Genomic DNA, 19,937 nt, shown 5'->3' with positions numbered 1-19,937 from the left:
TTCGCCTTTTGAAGGTGTTGAGGCGGTTTTTTGCCCTCCAGTACCCCCGAAAGGCACAAAAAAGGGGCCGGAACCGCGAAGTAAACGCGGTTCCGGCCCCGATCACGCTGCAAAAAAATCTCAGACCAGGAACTGCTCGGCGAAAATGCGCTCTTCCAGACTCGCGCCACGGTCGAACAGCAGATGCAGCTTGCGGTCGCGCGCGGCGGTGATCGTCACGCTGTCGATGTCGCGGACCTCCTTCTGGTCGGCCACGGCGGCGACGGGGCGCTTGGCTGGCTCCAGCACGCGGAAGGAGACCTCGGCGCTCTGCGGCAGGATCGCGCCCTTCCAGCGGCGCGGGCGGAAGGGGCTGATCGGCGTCAGCGCCAGCATCTGGCTGCCCAGCGGCAGGATCGGGCCATTGGCGGACAGATTATAGGCCGTGGAACCGGCAGGCGTCGCCACCAGAATGCCGTCGCAGGCCAGATCGGCCATGCGCACCTTGTCATTCACGGTGATCTCCAGCCGCGCGGTCTGGCGCGTTTCGCGCAGCAGAGAGACCTCATTGATGGCATAGGCGCTGATCGTCTCGCCCGCATGGGTGCGCGCCACCATCTGCAAGGGCGTGACCGAAATGGGCGTGGCGCGGGCCACGCGCTGCTCGATGGTGCGTGAGGAGCGCACCTTGTTCATCATAAAGCCCACCGTGCCATAGTTGATGCCATAGGCGGGCACGACGTGATCCAGATCCAGCATCTGATGCAGCACTGTCAGCATAAAGCCGTCGCCGCCCAGCACGACCACGGCGTCGGCCTCGGCCAGAGGGACCCAGTCGTGATCGTTCTGCATCGCCTCGCGCGCGGCCTGCGCGGCAGGGGTTTCCGATGCGGCCAGAGCGAGCCTTGGTTCTGTCGTCATTCTCGATCCGGCAAACGTCGTGGGGAGGGCGCTTTCATAGGCGGGGGCTTTGACGCTGTCCATGGCGGCAGCGTGATGATTGGCGCTACAAAAAGGAACGCTTTGGCAAGCTGCAGGGGGTAAGAAGCTGATTCGAGGCGGGGACCGTCCCCGCCAGGCACCGGACTCAACACACCATGGACGACGCGCAACTGGACCTTGAGGATGAGCCGATGCGCGATGCGCTGACCGGCCTGCCCGACCTGGATATGGCGCGCGAAAAGCTGGCCGAATGGGCGCAGGATGCCGGGCAGGCCCCTGATGAACCCAACCCGGCCACGCGCGTCCATGCTTTATTGTTGGGCCTGCGCCGCTTCGAGACGGTCAATCTGGCCTATGGTTCGGCCACGGGCGATGGCGCTCTTGTCGAGGTGGCAGGCCGCCTGACCCGCTTTGCCGAGCAGGAACTGACAGGCCGCTGGATGGCCGCCCGCGCGCCCGGCGGCACCTTCCTGCTGATCGCCGACGAACCCTGCAGCCGCGAGCGCTGGCAGATGTTCGCCGAACAACTGGCCGACCGCGTGGCGCGTCCGTTGGTGCGCCGGGGCGGCACGTTGCGCTTGTCTCCGCGTGTGGCGCTGCTGCGGGTGCTTCAGGGCGAAAGCTCCGAAAGCGTGCTGGACCGGCTGGCGCAGACCTTTGCTGTGGCCCAGCGCCATCAGGGCTTGCGCGTGATGTGGGCCGATGGCGAGACCACCCGCGCCGGTCGCACCGCCGCCGAGCTGGAAGCCGATCTGCTGAAAGCCATCGACCGCCATGAGATCGAGGTGCTCTTCCAGCCGCAATTCGCTCTGAACTGGCAGTCCGGCCCCGATGGCGAGCGTGCTGATGAGCGCCTTTCCGGCGCAGAGGCTCTGGCCCGTTGGAATCACCCCAAGCTGGGCCGCATCGGAGCGGGCGCGCTGTTTGCCATTGCCGAGCGGGCCGATCATGTGGTGCCCCTGTCGCGCCATATCGCCGAGCAGGCGCTGAAGGCCGCTGCGGCATGGCCTGCGCCCCTGCGGTTATCCTTGAACGTGACGGCGGCGGATTTGTCGGCGGGCAGCTTTCCTTTCGATCTGGGCCGCGCTCTGGGCAAGACCGGCTTTCCCAATGACCGCCTGACGCTGGAGGTCACCGAGCAGGTGTTGGTTACGGACATGAGTCTGGCCGAGCGGTCTCTCTCGGACCTTGCCGCGCAGGATATCCGCATCGCGCTGGATGATTTCGGCGCTGGCTTCTGCAACTTCCGTTACCTCAAGACCCTGCCGCTGCACTATCTGAAGCTCGACCGCTCGATGGTGGACGGCATCACCGAAGACAAGCGCGATTTGGCGGTGTTGCGCGCGATTGCGGCGATGGCGCATGCTCTGGATCTGGAGGTGATCGCGGAAGGGATCGAGAGCGAGCCCCAGCGGCTGGCTGTGGCGCGTGAGGGTTGCGCTTATTATCAGGGTTTCGTGCGGGCTCAGCCGATGAGTGCGGAAGCGTTTTTGAAGCTGGCCTTGGAGCAGTAGGAAAAGAGAAAATGCGAGGGTGTAACACCCTCGCGCTCCCATTAATGTCTACCTTGCGCTTCGGGTTCGGCGGCACAGCAACATCGCTGCGCCGCAGGCAAACAATCCCAAGGGCGGGCCATCGTTCACGGAATGCCTGCCTGCGGCGCTTTAGCTCGCACAGGTGGAAAGCCGGGGCGCAACAATCGGGCACCACCGCCCCATCGTCGGAAGACGTTCTGGGAGCGCGAGGGGGTAACCCCCTCGCACCTTCTCTTACTTGCCCTTCTTCTTGAGAATCGCACTCAACCCCTTGGTCAACTGCAACAATCCGTTCAACCGAGCCTTGGGATCGCCCCACGCACGGCTTACGATCAACTTGCTGTCCGGACGCAGCTTGATCGTGCCCTCAAGCCGCGCGGCATAAGCGGCAAGCCCGGCGATATCCGGGAACGAGTCATTGTGGAACGACACCAAAGTGCCCTTCGCACCCACATCTATCTTGGCGATATGCGCCTCGATGGCCTGACGCTTGATCTGGATCAGCTGGATCAGGTTGATCGTGGGCTGCGGCAGGGGTCCGAAGCGGTCGATCATCTCGGCGGAGAGGGCTTCGACCTCGGCACCATCCTCGGCATCGTTGAGGCGGCGATAGAGCGCCATGCGGACGGCCAGATCGGGCACGTATTCCTCGGGGATCATGATCGGCGCGTCGACGGTGATCTGGGGCGAGAGGCCCTTGGTGCTGTCGCGCTCAAGGCCGATCTCGCCCGCCTTGGCGGCGAGGATCGCGTCTTCCAACATGGATTGGTACAGCTCGAAGCCGACTTCGCGGATATGGCCCGATTGCTCGTCACCAAGCAGGTTCCCTGCGCCGCGAATGTCGAGATCGTGGCTGGCCAGCTGGAAACCGGCGCCCAGCGAGTCCAGATCGCCCAGCACCTTCAGGCGCTTTTCGGCGGTGTCGGTCATGCCCTTGCCCGCTGCCGTGGTGAGGTAGGCATAGGCGCGCAGCTTTGAACGCCCCACGCGCCCGCGCAGCTGGTACAATTGTGCGAGGCCGAAGCGGTCGGCGCGGTGGATGATGATAGTGTTGGCGCTGGGAATATCGATCCCGCTTTCCACGATGGTGGTGGAGAGCAGCACGTCATATTTGCGCTCATAGAAGGCGCTCATGCGCTCTTCCACCTCGCTGGCCGCCATCTGGCCATGGGCAGAAATATATTTCACCTCAGGGACATAGGCGTGGAGCCAGTCCTCGATCTCGGCCATATCGGAGATGCGGGGGACGACGATAAAGCTCTGCCCGCCGCGGTGGTGTTCGCGCAGCAGGGCCTCGCGCATCACCATCTCGTCCCATTCCATCACATAGGTGCGCACGGCAAGGCGATCGACCGGTGGCGTCTGGATGGTGGAGAGTTCGCGCAGGCCGCTCATCGCCATCTGCAGCGTGCGCGGGATGGGGGTGGCGGTCAGCGTCAGCATATGCACGTCGGCGCGCAGCTGCTTGAGGCGCTCCTTATGGGTGACGCCGAAGCGCTGTTCCTCGTCCACGATCACCAGACCGAGTCGCTTGAAATTCACCGATTTGGCGAGCAGCGCATGGGTGCCGACGATCAGATCGACCTTGCCCTCGGCCAGACCCGCGCGGGTGGCGCTGGCCTCCTTCTCGGGCACGAGGCGCGAGAGGCGGCCCACCTCCAGCGGGAAACCGGCGAAGCGTTCGGAAAAGCTCTTGTGGTGCTGGCGCGCGAGCAAGGTGGTGGGAGCCACCACCGCCACCTGCATCCCCGCCATGGCGGCGACGAAACCGGCGCGCAGGGCCACCTCGGTCTTGCCGAAGCCGACGTCGCCGCAGACCAGACGGTCCATGGGCTTGCCGCTGGCCAGATCCTCCAGCACATCGCCGATGGCGGCTTCTTGGTCTTCGGTTTCGTCCCAGGGGAAGCGGTCGACGAAGGGGGCGAAGCTGGCCGGGTCGCTGACCAGCGCCGGGGCGGTGCGCAGGGCGCGCAGAGCTGCGGTTTTCAGCAGCTCATGGGCGATCTCGCGGATGCGTTCCTTGAGCTTGGCGCGGCGCTTCTGCCATGCCTCGCCGCCCAGACGATCCAGCGCGACGCCTTCATTCTCGGCACCAAAGCGCGACAGAACATCGAGATTTTCGACCGGGATGTAGAGCTTGTCGCCCCCGGCATAGGTCAGCATCACGCAATCATGCGGGCTGCCGCCGACGGGGACCGATTGCAGGCCTTCGTACTTGCCGATGCCATGATCCATATGGACCACCAGATCGCCGGGGCTGAGCGCGGCCAGTTCGGCCAGAAATGCGTCGGCGGATTTCTTCTTTTTCTTGCGGCGGACGAGGCGGTCGCCCAGCAGATCCTGCTCGGTGAGGATCTCGACGCTCTCGCTGGCAAAGCCGGTTTCCAGCGGCAGCACCAAGGCCGCGACCCGGCCCGAGGCGGCAATGCCCAAGGCCTCCTGCCATGTGTCGGCCAGAGCGGGGGTGGGGGCCTTGAAGGCCTCGCCCGCTTCGCCAAGGATGCTGGTGATGCGCGCGCGGCTGCCGGTGGAATAGCAGGCCAGCACGGCCTTCTTGCCGAGGCGGGCCTGAGCGATCAGATGCTTGGCGGCGGCTTCATAAGCGTTGTCGCCGCGTGCGCGTTCGGGGGCGAAATCGCGGGCGCCGCTGAAGGCGAAGTCCACCGTGGCGGCGCTGTCGGGCTGAGGGAAGGGCTGGGCGGTATGGGCGGGCCAGCCTTGCAGACTGCGGGCGATCTCATCCTGCGAGAGATACAGCGCATCGGCGGGCAGCGGGCGATAGGCGCCGGATTTCTTCTGCGTTTCCGGGTCGGAGCGCGAATTGTGATAATCGGAAACATCGGCCAGACGTTCCTCGATGGCGCCTTGCGCGCTGGCTTCCACCACCAGCAAATCGGCTTGCCCCAGATGGTCAAACAGCGTGACGAGGCGGTTTTCGAGCAGCGGCAGCCAATGCTCCATGCCGGCCAGGCGGCGGCCATCGCTGACGGCCTGATAAAGCGGATCGGTGGTGGCGTGCGCCGCGAAACGCTCGCGATAGCGGGTGCGGAAGCGCTTGATGCTGTCGTCATCGAGCAGCGCCTCGCTGGCGGGCAGCAGCAGGTGCTGGGGCAGGGTGCCGGTGGTGCGCTGGGTGGCGGGATCGAAGAGGCGGATCGTCTCGATCTCGTCACCGAAGAAGTCGAGGCGCAGGCCTTGGTCCAGACCGCTGGGGAAGATGTCGAAGATCGAGCCGCGCACGGCATATTCGCCGGCGTCCGCCACGGTGTCGGTGCGGGCATAGCCGGCGCGGGCGAGCAGAGCGGTGAGGCTCTCCCGGCCGATTTCCACGCCGGGTTTGAGCAGCCGCACCGATTCGCGGATGCGGAAGGGCGTCAGCACGCGCTGGGTGATCGCGCCCACGGTGGTGAGCAGCAGCTGCGGCGCCTCCACCTTCTGCTGCAGCCGGTGCAGCGCGGCCAGACGGCGGGTGGAGATCGAGACGGCGGGGCTGGCGCGGTCATAGGGCAGGCAGTCCCACGCGGGGAATTCCACCACCTCCAGCTCGGGGGCGAAGATTTTCGCTGCGTCGCCGATGGCGCGCATGGCGGCATCGTCTGCGGCGACGAAGACGGCGCGGCCCTGTTTTACCGCCGCAGCCCGCGCCAGATCGGCCAGCACCATGGGCTGGGCGCCGCGCACCAGCCCGGCCAGCGTCAGCGGGCTCTTGGCGGCGAGGATGCGGGAGATATCGGGCATGGCAACAGCGCTTTCGTCAGATCCGGGCACGGCGGAAAACCCGCCGCGCCGATTCGGCGGGCAGGGGCAGAGCCAACGCCTTTAGGGCAGGCCGCGCCCGGAGGGAAGGCGTTGGTTTGCGTTTTGTTCCGATCGGGCGCGGATCAATCAGCGCGGGATATCGACGTAATCCAGTTTGCGCATGCGCTCCATCTGCGCGCCCTGATACTCCTCGGGCACGGACAGCGAGCCCAGCGCCCAGCCGAGGATATCGACATCCTCTTCCTCGATCAGGGTTTCGAACCAGACCAGTTCCTCTTCGCTCCATTGCGCGTGGAAGCGGTCGAAGAAGCAGCCGATCATATAGTCGGCCTCACGCGTGCCGCGATGCCAGGCGCGGAAATGGAGGCGCTTGAGGCGATCTTGATGCGCTTGGGAGTCGGTCATAGGGCGCGGGTTAGGCCGGGCGGGGCGCCAGATCAACCGCAAAGCGGAACAGTGGAATAAAGCGGGAACGTGGGTGGCAGAATCGATTCCCGCCTTTATGAGAACGCCCATGCGTCCCGAAGAGCTAAACCCCCTGTTCGTGAGTGCCGAAGCGCTGAAAGGCGTGGGGGCTGGTCTGGCCCGCCCGCTGGCTAAGCTCGGGCTCAACCGGATTCGCGATTTTGTCTACCATCTGCCCGACCGTTTCGTCAGCCGCCGTGTGCTTCAGGTGCTGGAGGAAAGCGCGGTGGGCGAGCAGGTGATCTTGGAATTGACGCCCGTCGATTATCGCGGCGGCGGCAATCCGCGCGCGCCGTTCCGGGTGATGGCGCAGGACCGGGCGGGCAATGTCTGCGCTCTGGTCTATTTCGGGCGCAATGCGGGCTGGGCGCGCAAGCAGCTGCCTCTGAACGAGCCGCGCTGGATCGCCGGGCGGCTCGATCAGTTCGGGCAGAGCCTGCAGATCGTCCACCCCGAGCATGTGGGTGAGGACAGCAAGGCCGCGATGGGCAAGACCATCGAGCCGATCTATCCTTTGTCCGAAGGGATGACCCAAGGGCGTCTGGGCGCGCTGGTGCAGCAGGCTTTGACCCATGTGCCCGAGCTGCCCGAATGGATTGAGCCCTCGCTCAAAGCCAAGCAGGGCTGGCCCGATTGGCAGCCCGCCGTGCTGGGCGCGCATCGCGGGGAAGATCCCAAGGCGCGGGATCGGCTGGCCTATGATGAATTGCTGGCCAATTCGCTGGCGCTGATGCTGGTGCGGGCCAGCAACCGCCGCAGCAAGGGCCAGCCTTTGCAGGGCGACGGGCGTTTGCGCTCCAAGCTGGCGCTGCCCTTTGCGCTGACCGGGGCGCAACGCCGCTCCATCGCCGAGATCGAGGGCGATCTGGCCCAGAGCGCCCCGATGCTGCGCCTGCTGCAGGGCGATGTGGGCAGCGGCAAGACGGTCGTTGCGCTGGAATCCATGCTGATCGCGGTGGAGGCGGGGGCTCAGGCCGCGCTGCTGGCGCCCACGGAAATCCTTGCTCGCCAGCATTTTGAAACGCTGCGCCGCATGGCTGCGCCAACTGGTGTGAACATCGCCCTGCTGACCGGGCGCGACAAGGGCAAGGCGCGCGAGGGCATCCTGATGGGCCTGATGGATGGCAGCATCGATATGGTCGTCGGCACCCACGCCATCTTTCAGGATGCGGTGGCCTACAAGAACCTCGCCCTTGCGGTGATCGATGAGCAGCATCGCTTTGGTGTCGGCCAGCGGCTGATGCTGACGCAAAAGGGCAAGGCCACGCCGCATTGCCTCGCCATGACCGCCACGCCGATTCCGCGCACGCTGACTCTGGCGCAATATGGCGAGATGGATGTGTCGCGGCTGGATGAACTGCCGCCGGGGCGCCAAGCCATCGACACGCGCGTGGTGGCGCAGGAGCGGATCGGCGATGTGGTCGCCGCGCTGAGCCGCCATTTCGAGACCGGGCAGCAGGCCTATTGGGTCTGCCCGATGGTGCGCGAAAGCGAAACCGCCGACCTCGCCGCCGCCGAGGCGCGTCATGCTGATCTGGCCGCGCATTTCGGCAATGATGTGGTGCTGGTGCATGGCCAGTTGAAGCCCGAAGAGAAAGACGCCGCGATGGAGCGCTTTTCTCGCGGAGAGGCCAAGCTGCTGGTGGCGACCACGGTGATCGAGGTGGGCGTGGACGTGCCCAATGCCACGCTGATGGTGATCGAGCAGGCCGAGCGCTTCGGCCTCGCCCAGCTGCACCAGCTGCGCGGTCGCGTGGGGCGTGGCAGCGAGAAATCCACCTGCCTGCTGCTGCGCGGCGAGGCCCTGAGCGAAGTCGGCCGCGAAAGGCTGGCCCTGATGCGCGAAACGCAAGACGGCTTCCGCCTCGCCGAGGAAGATCTGCGTCTGCGCGGCGGGGGCGAACTGCTGGGTACCCGCCAGTCGGGCGATACGCCTTTCCGCACCGCCAGCCTCGAACAGATCCAGCGCCTGCTCCCCATGGCCCATGACGACGCCCGCCTGCTGATGGAGCGCGACGGCGGCCTTGTCGGCGAACGCGGCGAGGCGGCGCGGCTGCTGCTCTATCTGTTCGAGCGCGACTGGGGCGTGCAGCTTCTGCGCGGCGGTTAAGCGCTTTTTCAAGGGTTTGCGGTTAGGGGCAAGGCATGGCTGCCTCTTTTCCGCGACGTTCCATCCTGCTGATTGCCCTGATCGCCATGGGCATCGCGGCGTTGCTGCCCTTCGATCAGGGCCTGCGCCTGCTGAGCGGCGGGCGCGATACGCTTCATATCCTGCTGATGGGGCTGCTGGCGCTGGCAGGCGGCTTCTTCGCGCAAAAGGCCGGGCTGACATCGGTGGCGAACTTCCGCGTCGGGCTGCTCTGGGCGCTGGGGATGGCGGCCTATGTGCTGGTGCTGGATGGCGTGCTGATGCGCCCGATGGTGCCGCCAACCATCGTGGCCTTCGGTCATGCGTCTCTGCCGGGCAGGCTGGCTGCCTATATGGCGCGCGCCTTCAACGAAAGCGTGATCTATCGGCTGTTCCTGTTCGGCGAATTGGTGGCGATGTGTCGCGCTCTGCGTTCAGGTCGCCCCTTGGCGCCGGCGCTCGTGTTGGTTCTGGCCTTGTTGGCTCAGATGGCCAACATCGCCTTCAATGTTGCGCTGATCGAGCAGGGGTCGATCAGCTCTGCCATGCTGCTGTATTGGTCGCTGCGTTATGTGTTGCCCGGTGTGGTCTGGGGGTGGCTCTATTGGCGCCATGGTTTCGTCACCACAGAGATCGCCTCGACCGGGGTTCATGTGTTTTTGCAGCCGATGGTGACTTTGGTGTTGGGGTAAGAGGAAGAAAGAAAGGGAAGATGCGAGGGTGTTACACCCTCGCGCTCCCATGAATGTCTACGTGGCGTTTCGGGTTCAGCCAAAGAGCAAGGTCGCAGCGCCGCAGGCTTAAAATCGCTAGCCCGGTTCTTCGATGATGCCTGCCTGCGGCGCTTCATCTTACGCTGGTGGATAGGCCGCGCACAAGGATCGGGTGCCGCTACCTTATCGTCGGAAGACGTTATGGGAGCGCGAGGGGGTAACCCCCTCGCATCTTCTCCTTAAACCCCCTTCAGCGTAAAAAGGGCCGCGTCTCCACAACCGGCGTCAAAGGCTTGCCGGTTTCGAACCAGCTCACCAGATTGTCCGCCACCAGCTGCCCCATCGCCTCACGCGTGATGACCGAGGCCGAGCCGATATGCGGTAGCAGCACCAGACCGGGCTGATCGAGCAGCGCCTGCGGCACGCGGGGTTCATCTTCGAACACGTCCAGCCCGGCCGAGAGGATCGTGCCGTTCTGCAGCGCCTCGATCAGGGCTTCGGTATCCACCACGCTGCCGCGCGCCACGTTGATCAGGATGCCATCGGGGCCCAGTTCCGTCAGCACTTCGGCGCCGACGAGGTGGCGCGTGGCGTCGCCGCCCGGGGTCAGCACCACCAGCACATCGACAGCGGCGGCCAGAGAGACCGGGCTTTCGTGATAGGTGTAGGGCACATCGCGCTTGTGGCGGGTGTGATAGTCGATCTCGACCGCGAAGCCTTCAAGGCGCCGCGCCACGGCCAGCCCGATATCGCCCAGCCCGAGGATGCCCACGCGCCGCCCGCGCAGCGAGGGTGAGAAGGGAAAGCCGCCCTTCAGCCATTTGCCCTCGCGCAGATGGCGCTCGGCGGCGGGGATCTGGCGGATGGTGGCGAGCAGCAGGCCCAGCGTCAGGTCGGCCACCTCTTCCGTCAGCACGTCGGGCGTGTTGGTGGCGATCAGGCGACGCTCGGCGATGGCGGGGATGTCGAGGTGGTCGTAGCCCACGCCGAAGCTGGCGATGATCTGCAGATTGGGCAGATGCTGCAGCAGATCCTCACCCAGCAGGCCGCCGCTTTGCGTGGCGACCATGCCGGTGATGGAAGGGCCGACCTCTGCCAGAAAGGCGCCCTTGTCAGGCGCCTGATACAGGCGGTGCAGCGTGAAGCGACCCTCCAGCCGCTTTTCGACCAAGGGTGTTGGGGCGGTGAGGAGGATCTGCGTCATGCTGGCTTCCGGAATGATTGGGGGGAAGGTCGGCTTACATCCTCAGGCCGATTTCGCGCAACCTTTCCTGCAGATAGTCGTCCGCCGTAATCGAATTCGGATAGCGGTCCGGGTTCTCGGCTGTGATGCAGCCGGGCAGCGTTTCGAAGCGATAGTCCGAGCGCAGATGCAGGAAGAAGGGCATCGAATAGCGCGAATGGGCGGCGCGCTGCGCGGTGGGATTGCGCACGCGGTGGGTGGTGGAGGGCAGCACATGGTTGGTCAGGCGCTGCAGCATGTCGCCGATGTTGATCACCAGCGCGCCCGGCGGCGGGGCGACTTCCATCCATGTGCCCTGCTTGGTCAGCAGTTCAAGGCCTGCTTCCTCGGCGCCCAGCAGCAGGGTGATGAGGTTGATGTCCTCATGCGCGCCGGCGCGGATGGCGCCCTCGGTCGCATCGGCGATGGGGGGGTAGTGCAGCAGGCGCAGCACCGAATTGCCATCCTCGATGGGCTTGTCGAAGAAGTGCTTGTCCAGCCCCAGATCGAGCGCGATGGCCGAGAGGATGCGCTCACCGGCATGATCCAGCGCGGCGTAAAGCTCACGGAAGGTCTTTTCAAAACCCTCGGGCTTGGTGGGCCAGATGTTGGGCGGCATGGAGGGGCCGGCCAGCGGGCTGCCTTCGGGCAGGTCGCGGCCCACGTGCCAGAACTCTTTCAGGTCGTGGCGGGTGGCGCCCTTGGCGATCTCGGTCTTGAAGGGGGTGTAGCCGCGCGCGCCGCCATTGGCGAGGAAGTAGGCGCGCTTCTCCTCCTCGGGCAGGGCGAAGAACTGCTCGGTCAGCGCCCAGGCGCGGGCGACCAGATCGTGATCGACGCCGTGATCCTTCACCATGGCAAAGCCGAACTGGCGGAAGCTCTGCCCGATGTCGCGCGCGAAGTCTGCGGGCGCGGCGGCGAGCGAGAGAACGGGAAGTGTGGTGAGATCCATGGGTAGTCCTGTATGTCGCTTGGCGCTAAAGCGCTTGTTTGTAGGGGCGCATGCCGCTGTGGGGCGCCCTGCTGTCCCCGTCCTTAGGCGAAATGGAAGCATTGCGCATGACCAAAATCAATCATTGGCTGATGAAGTCCGAGCCCGACGCCTATTCGTGGGACAGGCTGGTCTCCGAGGGCGAGGGGACGTGGGACGGGGTGCGCAACCATCGCGCGGCCAACAATCTGCGCGCGATGCAGGTGGGCGATCTGGCCTTTTTCTACCACTCGAACATCGGGCTGGAGATCGTGGGCATCTGCGAGATCAGCCAGAGCGGTCTGATCGATCCCACCGACGAGACCGGCAAATGGGCCTGTGTGAAGGTGAAGCCGGTGCGCAAGCTGAAGCGCCCGGTGTCGCTCAAGCAGATCAAGGCTGATCCTGAACTGGCCGAGATCGAGCTGATCCGCCTCTCGCGCCTGTCGGTCAGCGTGATCACGCCCCAAGAGTGGGACTACATCATCGGCCTGTCCGAAAAGGCCTGATTTTCCGGGGTTTGGGTGAAAGGCGATCTGTCCCATAGCGGGACTCTTGCCCGCCTGTCCCGCTGCGGGACTGTGATCAGGCGGCGGGCGGCTTGCTCCAAAGGTTAAGAATTTCTTAAACCTCGGGGCATGAGACGTTCGCTTGTTCTGGGCGATGAAGCCGCCCGTCACCCCTTCCTGCAAAGCCTGCCGCCGCATGTGCGCAGCGGGCGTGTTGTGCCTGTCCGTCGCGATGCAACGGTGCCTGCCAAGGCCGCCGGAGCCCATCCGTTCCGCGCCGCGCTGGCCGAGCGCCGCCGCGGTGTGCTGGCCGATATCACCGCGCGCGATCTGCGGCAGTTCCTGCTGGCCTATTGCTCCTGCTTCGTGGCGGTCAGCACCTTTATCTGGTGAGGCGCCTCAGGCCCTCAGGCCGAGGCGCCGCAACCCTCGGCCCGGCACAGGCGCAGCGCCAGCCAGGCTGAGACCAGACACAGGGCGGCAGCCAGCAGCAACTGCTGGATCACCAGCACGCCCAGCGCGCTCAGCCCCGCAGCCAGCACGGCGCCCACCACCATCGCACCGGAATTGACGATGTTGTTGGCGGCAATGGTCCGCGCCGCCTGCGACTTGTGCACGAAGGTCGTCAGGAAGGCATAGAGCGGCACCACGAACATGCCGCCGGAAATGGCGATGCCGCCCAGCGTGCCCAGCAGCACCGGCGCCAGCGGCTGCACCAGAAAGTTCGGCACATCCATCAGCGTGCCGTCGGACGAGGGCCACATCACGCAGGTCTGCTCGAAGGCGACCACGAAACAGGCCATCACCAGAACCGCATAGGGGCTGTAACGGGCCGAAACCCGGCCTTTCAGCAGCGCATTGATCGACACCGAGCCGATCGCCACGCCGATCGAGAAGATCACCAGGAACAGGCTGGCCACTTCCTTGCTGGCGCCCAGCACATTCTTGGCCAGCGGCGGAAACTCGATGAAGAGAATCGCGCCGATCGACCAGAAGAAGCTGATCGCCATGATCGCCAGAAACACCCTTCGGTCTTCCATGGTGTTGCGCACCAGCGCAGCCGAAGAGCGGAAGATGTGGAAATCGAGCGGCTCGGGCGTCACCAGCGGCGGGGCCGGGGGCACGGAGAGGCTGGAGACGTAACCGATCAGGGCTGTCACCACCACGCCGCCCGCGGCCCATTCGACAGGAATCCAGCCCGCCAGAATCGTGCCCGTCAGAATGGCGATATAGGTGCCGGCCTCGACAAGGCCGGTGCCCGCCAGCACCTCATTCTCATGCAGATGCTGAGGCAGGATGGCGTATTTGATCGGGCCGAAGAAGGTGGAATGCACCCCCATGCCGAACAGCGCCGCCAGCATCAGCGGCACGGCAAGGCCCTGCACCGCCATGCCTTTCCAGGCCAGCAGCAGGCCGGCAGCCCCCACCGACATGATGGCGATCTCCGCCATCTTGATGAAGCGGATCAGCCTGGCCTTGTCGCGCATATCGGCCAGCTGCCCGGCCAGCGCGGAGAACAGGAAAAAGGGCAGGATGAAGAGAAACGACGACAGGGCGGAGAAATTGGCCTCCGCCGTATCCGAATCATAGACGCTGTAGACGACGAAGAAGACAAGGGCATTCTTGAACAGATTGTCGTTGAAGGCGCCGAGCAGCTGGGTGACAAACAGCGGCAGGAATCGCCTGCGCCGCACCAGATGCGTGGATGTGGTCATGAGTAACTGGCTTGCGCCCCTCTGGATTTCGCTTGCGCGCAGTCCTAGCGGATGCGGCCCGTGCCGCAAGAGCGGATAAGCCCCAAGCCGCAGAATGAACGCGAGCTGAGCCGTAGAACGGATGGATTGCGCAGGGCTTTAGCAAGGGGCCAGAGCGTCTTGCAGGAGTTTTTGCGGCACCATCTTTTTCCCCCGCTGTTTGCGCGCTATGGGCAGGGGTAATGCTGACCTTGCCCAATATCCTGACCCTGTCGCGTATCTTTGCCGTTCCGGTGCTTGTCTGGCTGCTGTGGTGGCCTGCCTGGCGCCTGGGCTATGGGCTGGCCTATGGCATGTACTGCCTGATGGGCATCACCGACTATTTCGACGGCTATCTGGCGCGGGCCAAGGGCACCGTCTCCAAACTGGGGGTGTTTCTCGATCCCATTGCCGACAAGATCATGGTGGCCGCGGTCATTCTGGTGCTGACGGGCAAGAATGTGATCGGCGGGGTGCATATCATCGCCGCTCTGGTGATTCTGCTGCGCGAGATCGCGGTGTCGGGCCTGCGCGAGTTTCTGGGCGGCCTGCGCGTGTCGGTGCCGGTGTCCAAGCTCGCCAAGTGGAAGACGACCTTCCAGATGGTGGCTCTGGGCAGTCTGATCCTGATTCCGGCGGTGCCGGGCTGGTCGGTGCCCTTCACCGGGGGGTGGATCAACCCGGCCTCGGTGGGCTTTGTCACGCTGTGGGTGGCTGCCGGGCTGACGCTGGTCACCGGTTGGGATTATCTGCGCGTCGGCCTCAAGCATATGGATTGAGGGCGGGGCCGCCGAAGCAGCCCCGCACGCTTTTTAGCGCACCCAGCGGCAGACGCGCTTGACGTGATGATGGTCACGCACGGTCTTGCACACCTTGCGGGGCGGATGGTGCGGGCCAGCCAGCGCGGGGGTGGCGCTGGTGAAGGCGAAGGCAAGGCCGGTCAGAACGAGGGTGGCCATGGTCTTGCGGTTCATAGGGGGCTCCTGATTCGAGAGACTGATCTGGCGGCGGCTTTGGTTTTGATATACCGCCGCCCGGCTGCTTAACCCTTGAGGTCAGCCCCGGTTCCAGCCTTTCGAGATCGGATGCCGCTGCCCGGCGACCAGCCGTTAACTGTCTGCCAGATAACGATCAGGCCGGTGCCAGACCAGCACCACGGCATTCATCGAGAGCGCCGCCACCAGCGACCAGATGCCGCGATCCGGCCCCAGCACCATAAAGGCGACGGCCACGATCATCGCGTCGATGCTCATGCAGATCGCGCCGAAATTCCAGCCCTTGAGGCGGCTGAGCCAGCGCGCGATCACCGCGCTGCCGCCCACGCCCGTGGCATGGCGGGTGACAGCCAGCACGCCCATGCCGGTAACGGTGCCGCCCACCAGTGAGGCCATCGGCGGGGCTATGATGGAAATCATCATCTGCTGGGCCACCACCTGCACCAGCACCATGATGGCGATGGTGGCGACGATGGTGCGCAAGATATAGGCCGTGCCCAGCATCCGCCAGAAGGCGAGGAAGATCGGCAAATTGATGATGGCGAAGAGCTGCCCGGCGCTGAGCGGCACGAAATAGGAGACCATCAGCGCGATCCCCGCCACACCGCCGGTGATGAGGCCAGCCATGCGCAGCAGATAGAGCCCCAGCGCGATCAGCACGCAGCCGATGAAGATGCCGTAGAAATCCTCGACCGCCGTATGGGGAACGCCGCGCAGGTCGGCGATGTCGTCCAGCGAATCGGGGGAAAGATTTTCGGTCATCCCGCGCGCAATTCCTCGGCCAGCAGGCGGAATTCTTCCGAGCGCGGGCTGTTCTTGCGCCAGACCAGCGCGATCTCGCGGTTGGCGGCTTCCGATTTCAGGGGCCGCGCCACCACATTGGTGCCGGTGAGGATGCCCGCATCCAGCGCCATTTCGGGCAGCATGGTGAGGCCGAGGCCATTGTCCACCATCTGCACCAGCGTGTGCAGCGATGTGCCGATCATCGTCGCCGAGGCGCGCAGTTCGGGCCGGTTGCAGGCCGCCAGCGCGTGGTCCTTCAGGCAGTGCCCGTCTTCGAGCAGCAGCAGGCGGTTTTCCTCGATCATCGCGGGCAGGATTTCCTGCGGCGGATCGCGCGGATCGTCCTTGGGGAAGGCCACGAAGAGCGCGTCGAGCTCGATGGTTTCCTTCTCCACCTCGCCGGTGGCGAAGGGCAGGGCCAGCAGCACGCAATCGGCGCGGCCATGATGCAGCGATTCGACCGCCTGAGCGCTGGGCTCCTCGCGCAGGAACAGCTTCAGGTTCGGGCGCTCGCGGCGCAGGCGGGGCAGCATGCGCGGCAGCAGGAAGGGGGCGATGGTGGGGATCACGCTCATCCGCACCTCGCCCGAGAGGGGCTGGCTGGAGGAGTGGATCAGATCCGAGAGTTCCTCGGCCTCGCGCAGGATGCGGTGCGATTTCTCGACCACCGCATTGCCCAGCGGGGTGAAGCGGACATTGCGCTTGGTGCGCTCCACCAGCACCACGCCCAGCAGCGTTTCCAGATCGCGCAAACCGGCGGACAGCGTCGATTGCGAGACGAAACAGGCCTCTGCGGCGCGACCGAAATGGCCATGCTCATGCAGGGCCACCAGATATTGCAGCTGCTTGAGGGTGGGCTGATAGACGTGCATCGCGGCTTATTGCTCCGCTGCGGGGGCAGGGGTGGCGGCGGGCGGCACATCGTCCACATGCGTCATCTTCAGGCGGCCATTGACCACCGCGAAGGCCAGCTTGCCCTCCACCAGATCGAGCGCATCCTTGCCGAACACGCCCACGCGCCAGCCTTCGAGAATCGGCAGATCCTTGCGGACACCGGCAGCCAGCAGCTCCAGATCGTCGGAGCGGGCCAGCAGGCGGGCGGCGACATCGATTTCCCGCGCGCGGATTTTCAGCAGCAGTTTCAGCAGATCGGCAACCAGAGCGCCTTCCTTGCCCAGCGGGGCGCCGCGCGGGGTGCGCGGGGGCAGCTCATCTTCATGCAGCGGCTTGGAATTCTCGATGGCCTGCATCAGGCGCTTGCCGATCTCATTGTCCTTCCAGCCCGGCGAGAGGCCGCGCACCTTGGCAAGGTCAGCCTGAGCTTTGGGCGGATGGCTGGCGATATCGGCCAGCGTCTCGTCGCGGGCGATGCGGCCGCGCGGGATGTTCTTGTCCTGCGCCTCATACTCGCGCCATGCGGCCAGCGCTTTCAGGCGGCCCAGCATGGCGGGGTTGCGCCCGGCGGCCTTGATCTTCAGCCAGGCATTGGAGGCATCGTTGGAATAATTGGCGGGATCGGCCAGCTTTTCCATCTCGGCGTCCAGCCATTCGCCGCGCCCGGTCTTGATCAGGCGCTGCAGCAGCTTGGGGAAAATCTTGGCCAGATGGGTCACATCGCCGATGGCATATTCGATCTGGCGGTCGGTGAGCGGACGGCGGCTCCAGTCGGTGAAGCGCGCGCCCTTGTCGATGGTCAGGCCCAGCCATGCTTCCACCAGATTCGAATAGCCGATCTGCTCGCTCTGGCTGATGGCCATCATCGCGATCTGCGTGTCGAAGATCGGGTGAGGGGTCTTGCCGGTGAGGTTGTAGATGATTTCCACATCCTGGCCGCCCGCGTGGAAAATCTTGAGGACATCCTCATTGTCCACCAGCAGGTCGAGCAGCGGCGACAGGTCGATGCCCGGCGCCTTGGGATCGATGGCGGCAGCTTCCTTGCTGTCGGCGATCTGGATCAGGCAGAGCTCGGGCCAATAGGTGCTCTCGCGCATGAATTCGGTGTCGACGCAGATGAAATCGGCTTGCGACAGGCGGTCGCACAGATCGGCCAGCGCGTCGGTGGTGGTGATCAGCGGATGAATTTTCATAGGTCTTCTTTTCGTTCTTTCGTCGGTCCGAATGCGGGCCGCAGCCGTCACAGCGCCCTTCAAAGGCGCCATTCCGGCGGTGATGGGTGAGGGAACATGCCCCTCTCGGCTTGACAAACAGGCGGCATTGGATTGTTAGCCGCCCTACGCGTCCGGCGCCTGTCGGTGCGCGTTGCACTCCCCTGCCTCAAAGGTTCCGTTATGGAAAGGGGGCTTATGGAAAGAGTTTCTTCGATGCATCCCTATCGTTCGCACAGCTGTGGCGCCCTTACCCTTGATGCCGTGGGGCAGGACATTCGTCTTTCGGGCTGGGTCCATCGCAAGCGCGACCATGGCGGCGTGCTCTTTGTCGACCTGCGCGACCATTACGGCATCACCCAGATCGTGGCCGACAGTGACAGCCCGGCGCTCGCCATCCTCGATTCGCTGCGCGTCGAAAGCGTCGTGACCATCGACGGCACGGTGAAGGCCCGCAGCGAGGGCACCGTCAACCCCAACCTGCCGACCGGCGCGATCGAGGTCTATGCCCGCGCCGCCACCGTGCTGAGCCGCGCCGAAGAGCTGCCGATGCCGGTCGCCGGTGAGCAGGAGTATCCTGAGGAAATCCGCCTCAAGTACCGCTTCCTCGATCTGCGCCGCGAGACGCTTCACGCCAACATCGTGAAGCGCACGCAGGTGATCAGCGCCATGCGCCGCGCCATGGAAGACACCGGCTTCACCGAATATTCGACGCCGATCCTGACCGCCAGCAGCCCCGAGGGCGCGCGTGACTTCCTGGTGCCCAGCCGCATCCACCCCGGCACCTTTTTCGCGCTGCCTCAGGCGCCCCAGCAGTACAAGCAGCTGCTGATGGTGGCCGGTTTCGACCGCTATTTCCAGATCGCCCCCTGCTTCCGCGACGAGGACCCCCGCGCCGACCGTCTGCCCGGCGAGTTCTATCAGCTCGATCTGGAGATGAGCTTCGTCACGCAGGAAGAGGTGTGGGAGACGATGGAGCCGGTGATCGGCGGCATCTTCGAGAAGTTCGCCGACGGCAAGGCCATGACCCCCATCGGCCAGTTCCCGCGCATCGCCTATGACGATGCGATCCTGAAGTATGGCAGCGACAAGCCCGATCTGCGCAACCCGCTGATCATCAGCGATGTGTCGCATCACTTCACGACCTCGGGCTTCGGCCTGTTCGAGAAGATCGTGGGCACCGGCGGCGTGGTCCGCGCCATTCCCGCCCCGAACACCGCTGAAAAGAGCCGCAAGTTCTTCGACGAGATGAACGAATGGGCGCGCAGCGAAGGCTATGCGGGCCTTGGCTATGTCACCCGCAAGGGCGGCGAGTTCGGCGGTCCCATCGCCAAGAACCACGGCACCGAAGGCATGGAAAAGCTCTATGCAGAGCTGGGTCTGGGCGCGGACGACGGCCTGTTCTTCGCTGCTGGCAAACCCGATCAGGCCGCCAAGCTGGCGGGCGTTGCGCGCACGCGCTGCGCCGAGCAGCTCGACCTCATCGAGAAGGGCGCCTTCCGCCTGTGCTGGATTGTCGACTTCCCCTTCTTCGAGGAAGGCGAGGAGCCGGGCAGCATCGATTTCGCTCACAACCCCTTCTCCATGCCGCAGGGCGGGATCGAGGCGCTGACCGACGGGCGTGATCCGCTCTCGATCAAGGCGTTCCAGTACGATCTGGTCTGCAACGGCTTCGAGATCGCTTCGGGCTCGATCCGTAACCAGCACCCCGATCTGATGGTCAAGGCCTTCGAGATGGTGGGCCTGTCGAAGCAGGACGTGGAGGATCGCTTCGGCGGCATGTACCGCGCATTCCAGTATGGCGCCCCGCCGCATGGCGGCATGGCCGCCGGTGTGGACCGCATTGTCATGCTGATCTGCGGCGCTCAGAATCTGCGCGAGGTCACGCTGTTCCCGATGAACCAGCGTGCCGAGGATCTGCTGATGAACGCCCCGGCGCCCGCCAGCCTCAAGCAGCTGCGCGAGCTTCACATCCGCGTGATCGAGCCTTCGAAGGGTTGATCCGTTTTGAGACGAATACGGATGCGGCTGGTTTCGGCCTGTCGCATCCGGCTTTCGGGGGCGGGAAGAGCGCCCCATACAGCCCGGAACAGCTGCGA

17 protein-coding genes are annotated in these 19,937 nt (G+C 64.9%); 7 read left to right on the top strand and 10 right to left on the bottom strand.

Annotated elements, in window-relative coordinates; translation table 11 throughout:
• Positions 1-120: 120 nt before the first annotated feature.
• Entirely contained in the window at positions 121-900 is a 780-nt protein-coding gene (locus HGK27_RS11550) for an NAD kinase (protein WP_206240694.1), read from the bottom strand.
• A gap of 176 nt (positions 901-1,076) precedes the next feature.
• On the opposite strand from HGK27_RS11550, the gene HGK27_RS11545 reads away from it, so the two are divergent.
• A complete protein-coding gene (locus HGK27_RS11545; protein ID WP_206240693.1) occupies positions 1,077-2,435 on the top strand; it encodes a GGDEF domain-containing phosphodiesterase in 1,359 nt (452 codons plus the stop codon).
• Between the two features lie 255 nt (positions 2,436-2,690).
• On the opposite strand, the gene mfd is transcribed toward HGK27_RS11545, so the two are convergent.
• A complete protein-coding gene (gene mfd, locus HGK27_RS11540) occupies positions 2,691-6,194 on the bottom strand; it encodes a transcription-repair coupling factor (RefSeq protein WP_206240691.1) in 3,504 nt (1,167 codons plus the stop codon).
• A gap of 147 nt (positions 6,195-6,341) precedes the next feature.
• Positions 6,342-6,620, bottom strand: a complete 279-nt coding sequence (locus HGK27_RS11535; protein ID WP_206240690.1) for an FAD assembly factor SdhE — start codon at positions 6,618-6,620, stop codon at positions 6,342-6,344.
• 109 nt (positions 6,621-6,729) lie between these two features.
• Between HGK27_RS11535 and recG the strand changes: the two genes are divergently transcribed.
• Together recG and HGK27_RS11525 are read left to right on the top strand one after the other, a co-directional pair.
• Positions 6,730-8,790 (top strand): ATP-dependent DNA helicase RecG, encoded by a 2,061-nt coding sequence (gene recG, locus HGK27_RS11530; RefSeq protein ID WP_206240689.1) that lies wholly within the window; start codon positions 6,730-6,732, stop codon positions 8,788-8,790.
• Between the two features lie 35 nt (positions 8,791-8,825).
• On the top strand, positions 8,826-9,500 hold the full coding sequence (locus HGK27_RS11525; RefSeq protein WP_206240688.1) for a hypothetical protein: 675 nt from the start codon (positions 8,826-8,828) through the stop codon (positions 9,498-9,500).
• 271 nt (positions 9,501-9,771) lie between these two features.
• Here HGK27_RS11525 and HGK27_RS11520 read toward each other — a convergent pair whose 3' ends face one another.
• Both HGK27_RS11520 and HGK27_RS11515 read right to left on the bottom strand, forming a co-directional pair.
• Complete coding sequence (locus HGK27_RS11520) at positions 9,772-10,725, bottom strand: 2-hydroxyacid dehydrogenase (protein WP_206240687.1); 954 nt, start codon at positions 10,723-10,725, stop codon at positions 9,772-9,774.
• Positions 10,726-10,759: 34 nt separating this feature from the next.
• Positions 10,760-11,695: an isopenicillin N synthase family dioxygenase gene (locus tag HGK27_RS11515; RefSeq protein WP_206240685.1), complete on the bottom strand. Its 936-nt coding sequence runs from the start codon at positions 11,693-11,695 to the stop codon at positions 10,760-10,762.
• A gap of 107 nt (positions 11,696-11,802) precedes the next feature.
• Here HGK27_RS11515 and HGK27_RS11510 point away from each other — a divergent pair, with 107 nt between their 5' ends.
• Together HGK27_RS11510 and HGK27_RS11505 are read left to right on the top strand one after the other, a co-directional pair.
• Positions 11,803-12,222, top strand: coding sequence for an EVE domain-containing protein (locus tag HGK27_RS11510; protein WP_206240683.1), 420 nt, complete (start codon positions 11,803-11,805; stop codon positions 12,220-12,222).
• 129 nt (positions 12,223-12,351) lie between these two features.
• Positions 12,352-12,615, top strand: coding sequence for a hypothetical protein (locus HGK27_RS11505; RefSeq protein ID WP_206240682.1), 264 nt, complete (start codon positions 12,352-12,354; stop codon positions 12,613-12,615).
• A gap of 14 nt (positions 12,616-12,629) precedes the next feature.
• On the opposite strand, the gene HGK27_RS11500 is transcribed toward HGK27_RS11505, so the two are convergent.
• Entirely contained in the window at positions 12,630-13,937 is a 1,308-nt protein-coding gene (locus HGK27_RS11500; protein ID WP_206240680.1) for an MFS transporter, read from the bottom strand.
• Positions 13,938-14,158: 221 nt separating this feature from the next.
• Here HGK27_RS11500 and pgsA point away from each other — a divergent pair, with 221 nt between their 5' ends.
• A complete protein-coding gene (gene pgsA / locus HGK27_RS11495; RefSeq protein WP_206240678.1) occupies positions 14,159-14,734 on the top strand; it encodes a CDP-diacylglycerol--glycerol-3-phosphate 3-phosphatidyltransferase in 576 nt (191 codons plus the stop codon).
• Positions 14,735-14,767: 33 nt separating this feature from the next.
• Here pgsA and HGK27_RS11490 read toward each other — a convergent pair whose 3' ends face one another.
• From HGK27_RS11490 to rnd, 4 genes are all read right to left on the bottom strand, one after another.
• A complete protein-coding gene (locus tag HGK27_RS11490; protein ID WP_206240677.1) occupies positions 14,768-14,929 on the bottom strand; it encodes a hypothetical protein in 162 nt (53 codons plus the stop codon).
• Between the two features lie 135 nt (positions 14,930-15,064).
• Positions 15,065-15,712, bottom strand: a complete 648-nt coding sequence (locus tag HGK27_RS11485) for a YitT family protein (RefSeq protein ID WP_206240676.1) — start codon at positions 15,710-15,712, stop codon at positions 15,065-15,067.
• On the bottom strand, positions 15,709-16,605 hold the full coding sequence (locus tag HGK27_RS11480) for a hydrogen peroxide-inducible genes activator (protein WP_206240674.1): 897 nt from the start codon (positions 16,603-16,605) through the stop codon (positions 15,709-15,711). Before HGK27_RS11480 ends, HGK27_RS11485 begins: the two co-directional genes overlap by 4 nt.
• Positions 16,606-16,611: 6 nt before the next feature.
• Positions 16,612-17,820 (bottom strand): ribonuclease D, encoded by a 1,209-nt coding sequence (rnd, locus tag HGK27_RS11475; protein WP_206240672.1) that lies wholly within the window; start codon positions 17,818-17,820, stop codon positions 16,612-16,614.
• Positions 17,821-18,054: 234 nt separating this feature from the next.
• Between rnd and aspS the strand changes: the two genes are divergently transcribed.
• Positions 18,055-19,839, top strand: a complete 1,785-nt coding sequence (aspS, locus tag HGK27_RS11470; protein WP_206240670.1) for an aspartate--tRNA ligase — start codon at positions 18,055-18,057, stop codon at positions 19,837-19,839.
• Positions 19,840-19,937 lie beyond the last annotated feature (98 nt).

Origin of the sequence: Novosphingobium terrae (assembly GCF_017163935.1) — a bacterium.
GTDB lineage: Bacteria > Pseudomonadota > Alphaproteobacteria > Sphingomonadales > Sphingomonadaceae > Novosphingobium > Novosphingobium terrae.
The sequence above is the reverse complement of the archived record's forward strand: the minus strand, read 5'-3'. Positions and strand labels throughout refer to the sequence as shown.

Coding starts and splice junctions, on each gene's coding strand:
- HGK27_RS11525 (WP_206240688.1), top strand. CDS start 8,826: ATGGCTGCCTCTTTTCCGCGACGTTCCATCCTGCTGATTGCCCTGATC.
- recG (WP_206240689.1), top strand. CDS start 6,730: ATGCGTCCCGAAGAGCTAAACCCCCTGTTCGTGAGTGCCGAAGCGCTG.
- pgsA (WP_206240678.1), top strand. CDS start 14,159: ATGCTGACCTTGCCCAATATCCTGACCCTGTCGCGTATCTTTGCCGTT.
- HGK27_RS11535 (WP_206240690.1), bottom strand. CDS start 6,620: ATGACCGACTCCCAAGCGCATCAAGATCGCCTCAAGCGCCTCCATTTC.
- HGK27_RS11515 (WP_206240685.1), bottom strand. CDS start 11,695: ATGGATCTCACCACACTTCCCGTTCTCTCGCTCGCCGCCGCGCCCGCA.
- aspS (WP_206240670.1), top strand. CDS start 18,055: ATGCATCCCTATCGTTCGCACAGCTGTGGCGCCCTTACCCTTGATGCC.
- mfd (WP_206240691.1), bottom strand. CDS start 6,194: ATGCCCGATATCTCCCGCATCCTCGCCGCCAAGAGCCCGCTGACGCTG.
- HGK27_RS11490 (WP_206240677.1), bottom strand. CDS start 14,929: ATGAACCGCAAGACCATGGCCACCCTCGTTCTGACCGGCCTTGCCTTC.
- HGK27_RS11485 (WP_206240676.1), bottom strand. CDS start 15,712: ATGACCGAAAATCTTTCCCCCGATTCGCTGGACGACATCGCCGACCTG.
- HGK27_RS11520 (WP_206240687.1), bottom strand. CDS start 10,725: ATGACGCAGATCCTCCTCACCGCCCCAACACCCTTGGTCGAAAAGCGG.
- HGK27_RS11550 (WP_206240694.1), bottom strand. CDS start 900: ATGACGACAGAACCAAGGCTCGCTCTGGCCGCATCGGAAACCCCTGCC.
- HGK27_RS11500 (WP_206240680.1), bottom strand. CDS start 13,937: ATGACCACATCCACGCATCTGGTGCGGCGCAGGCGATTCCTGCCGCTG.
- HGK27_RS11505 (WP_206240682.1), top strand. CDS start 12,352: ATGAGACGTTCGCTTGTTCTGGGCGATGAAGCCGCCCGTCACCCCTTC.
- rnd (WP_206240672.1), bottom strand. CDS start 17,820: ATGAAAATTCATCCGCTGATCACCACCACCGACGCGCTGGCCGATCTG.
- HGK27_RS11480 (WP_206240674.1), bottom strand. CDS start 16,605: ATGCACGTCTATCAGCCCACCCTCAAGCAGCTGCAATATCTGGTGGCC.
- HGK27_RS11545 (WP_206240693.1), top strand. CDS start 1,077: ATGGACGACGCGCAACTGGACCTTGAGGATGAGCCGATGCGCGATGCG.
- HGK27_RS11510 (WP_206240683.1), top strand. CDS start 11,803: ATGACCAAAATCAATCATTGGCTGATGAAGTCCGAGCCCGACGCCTAT.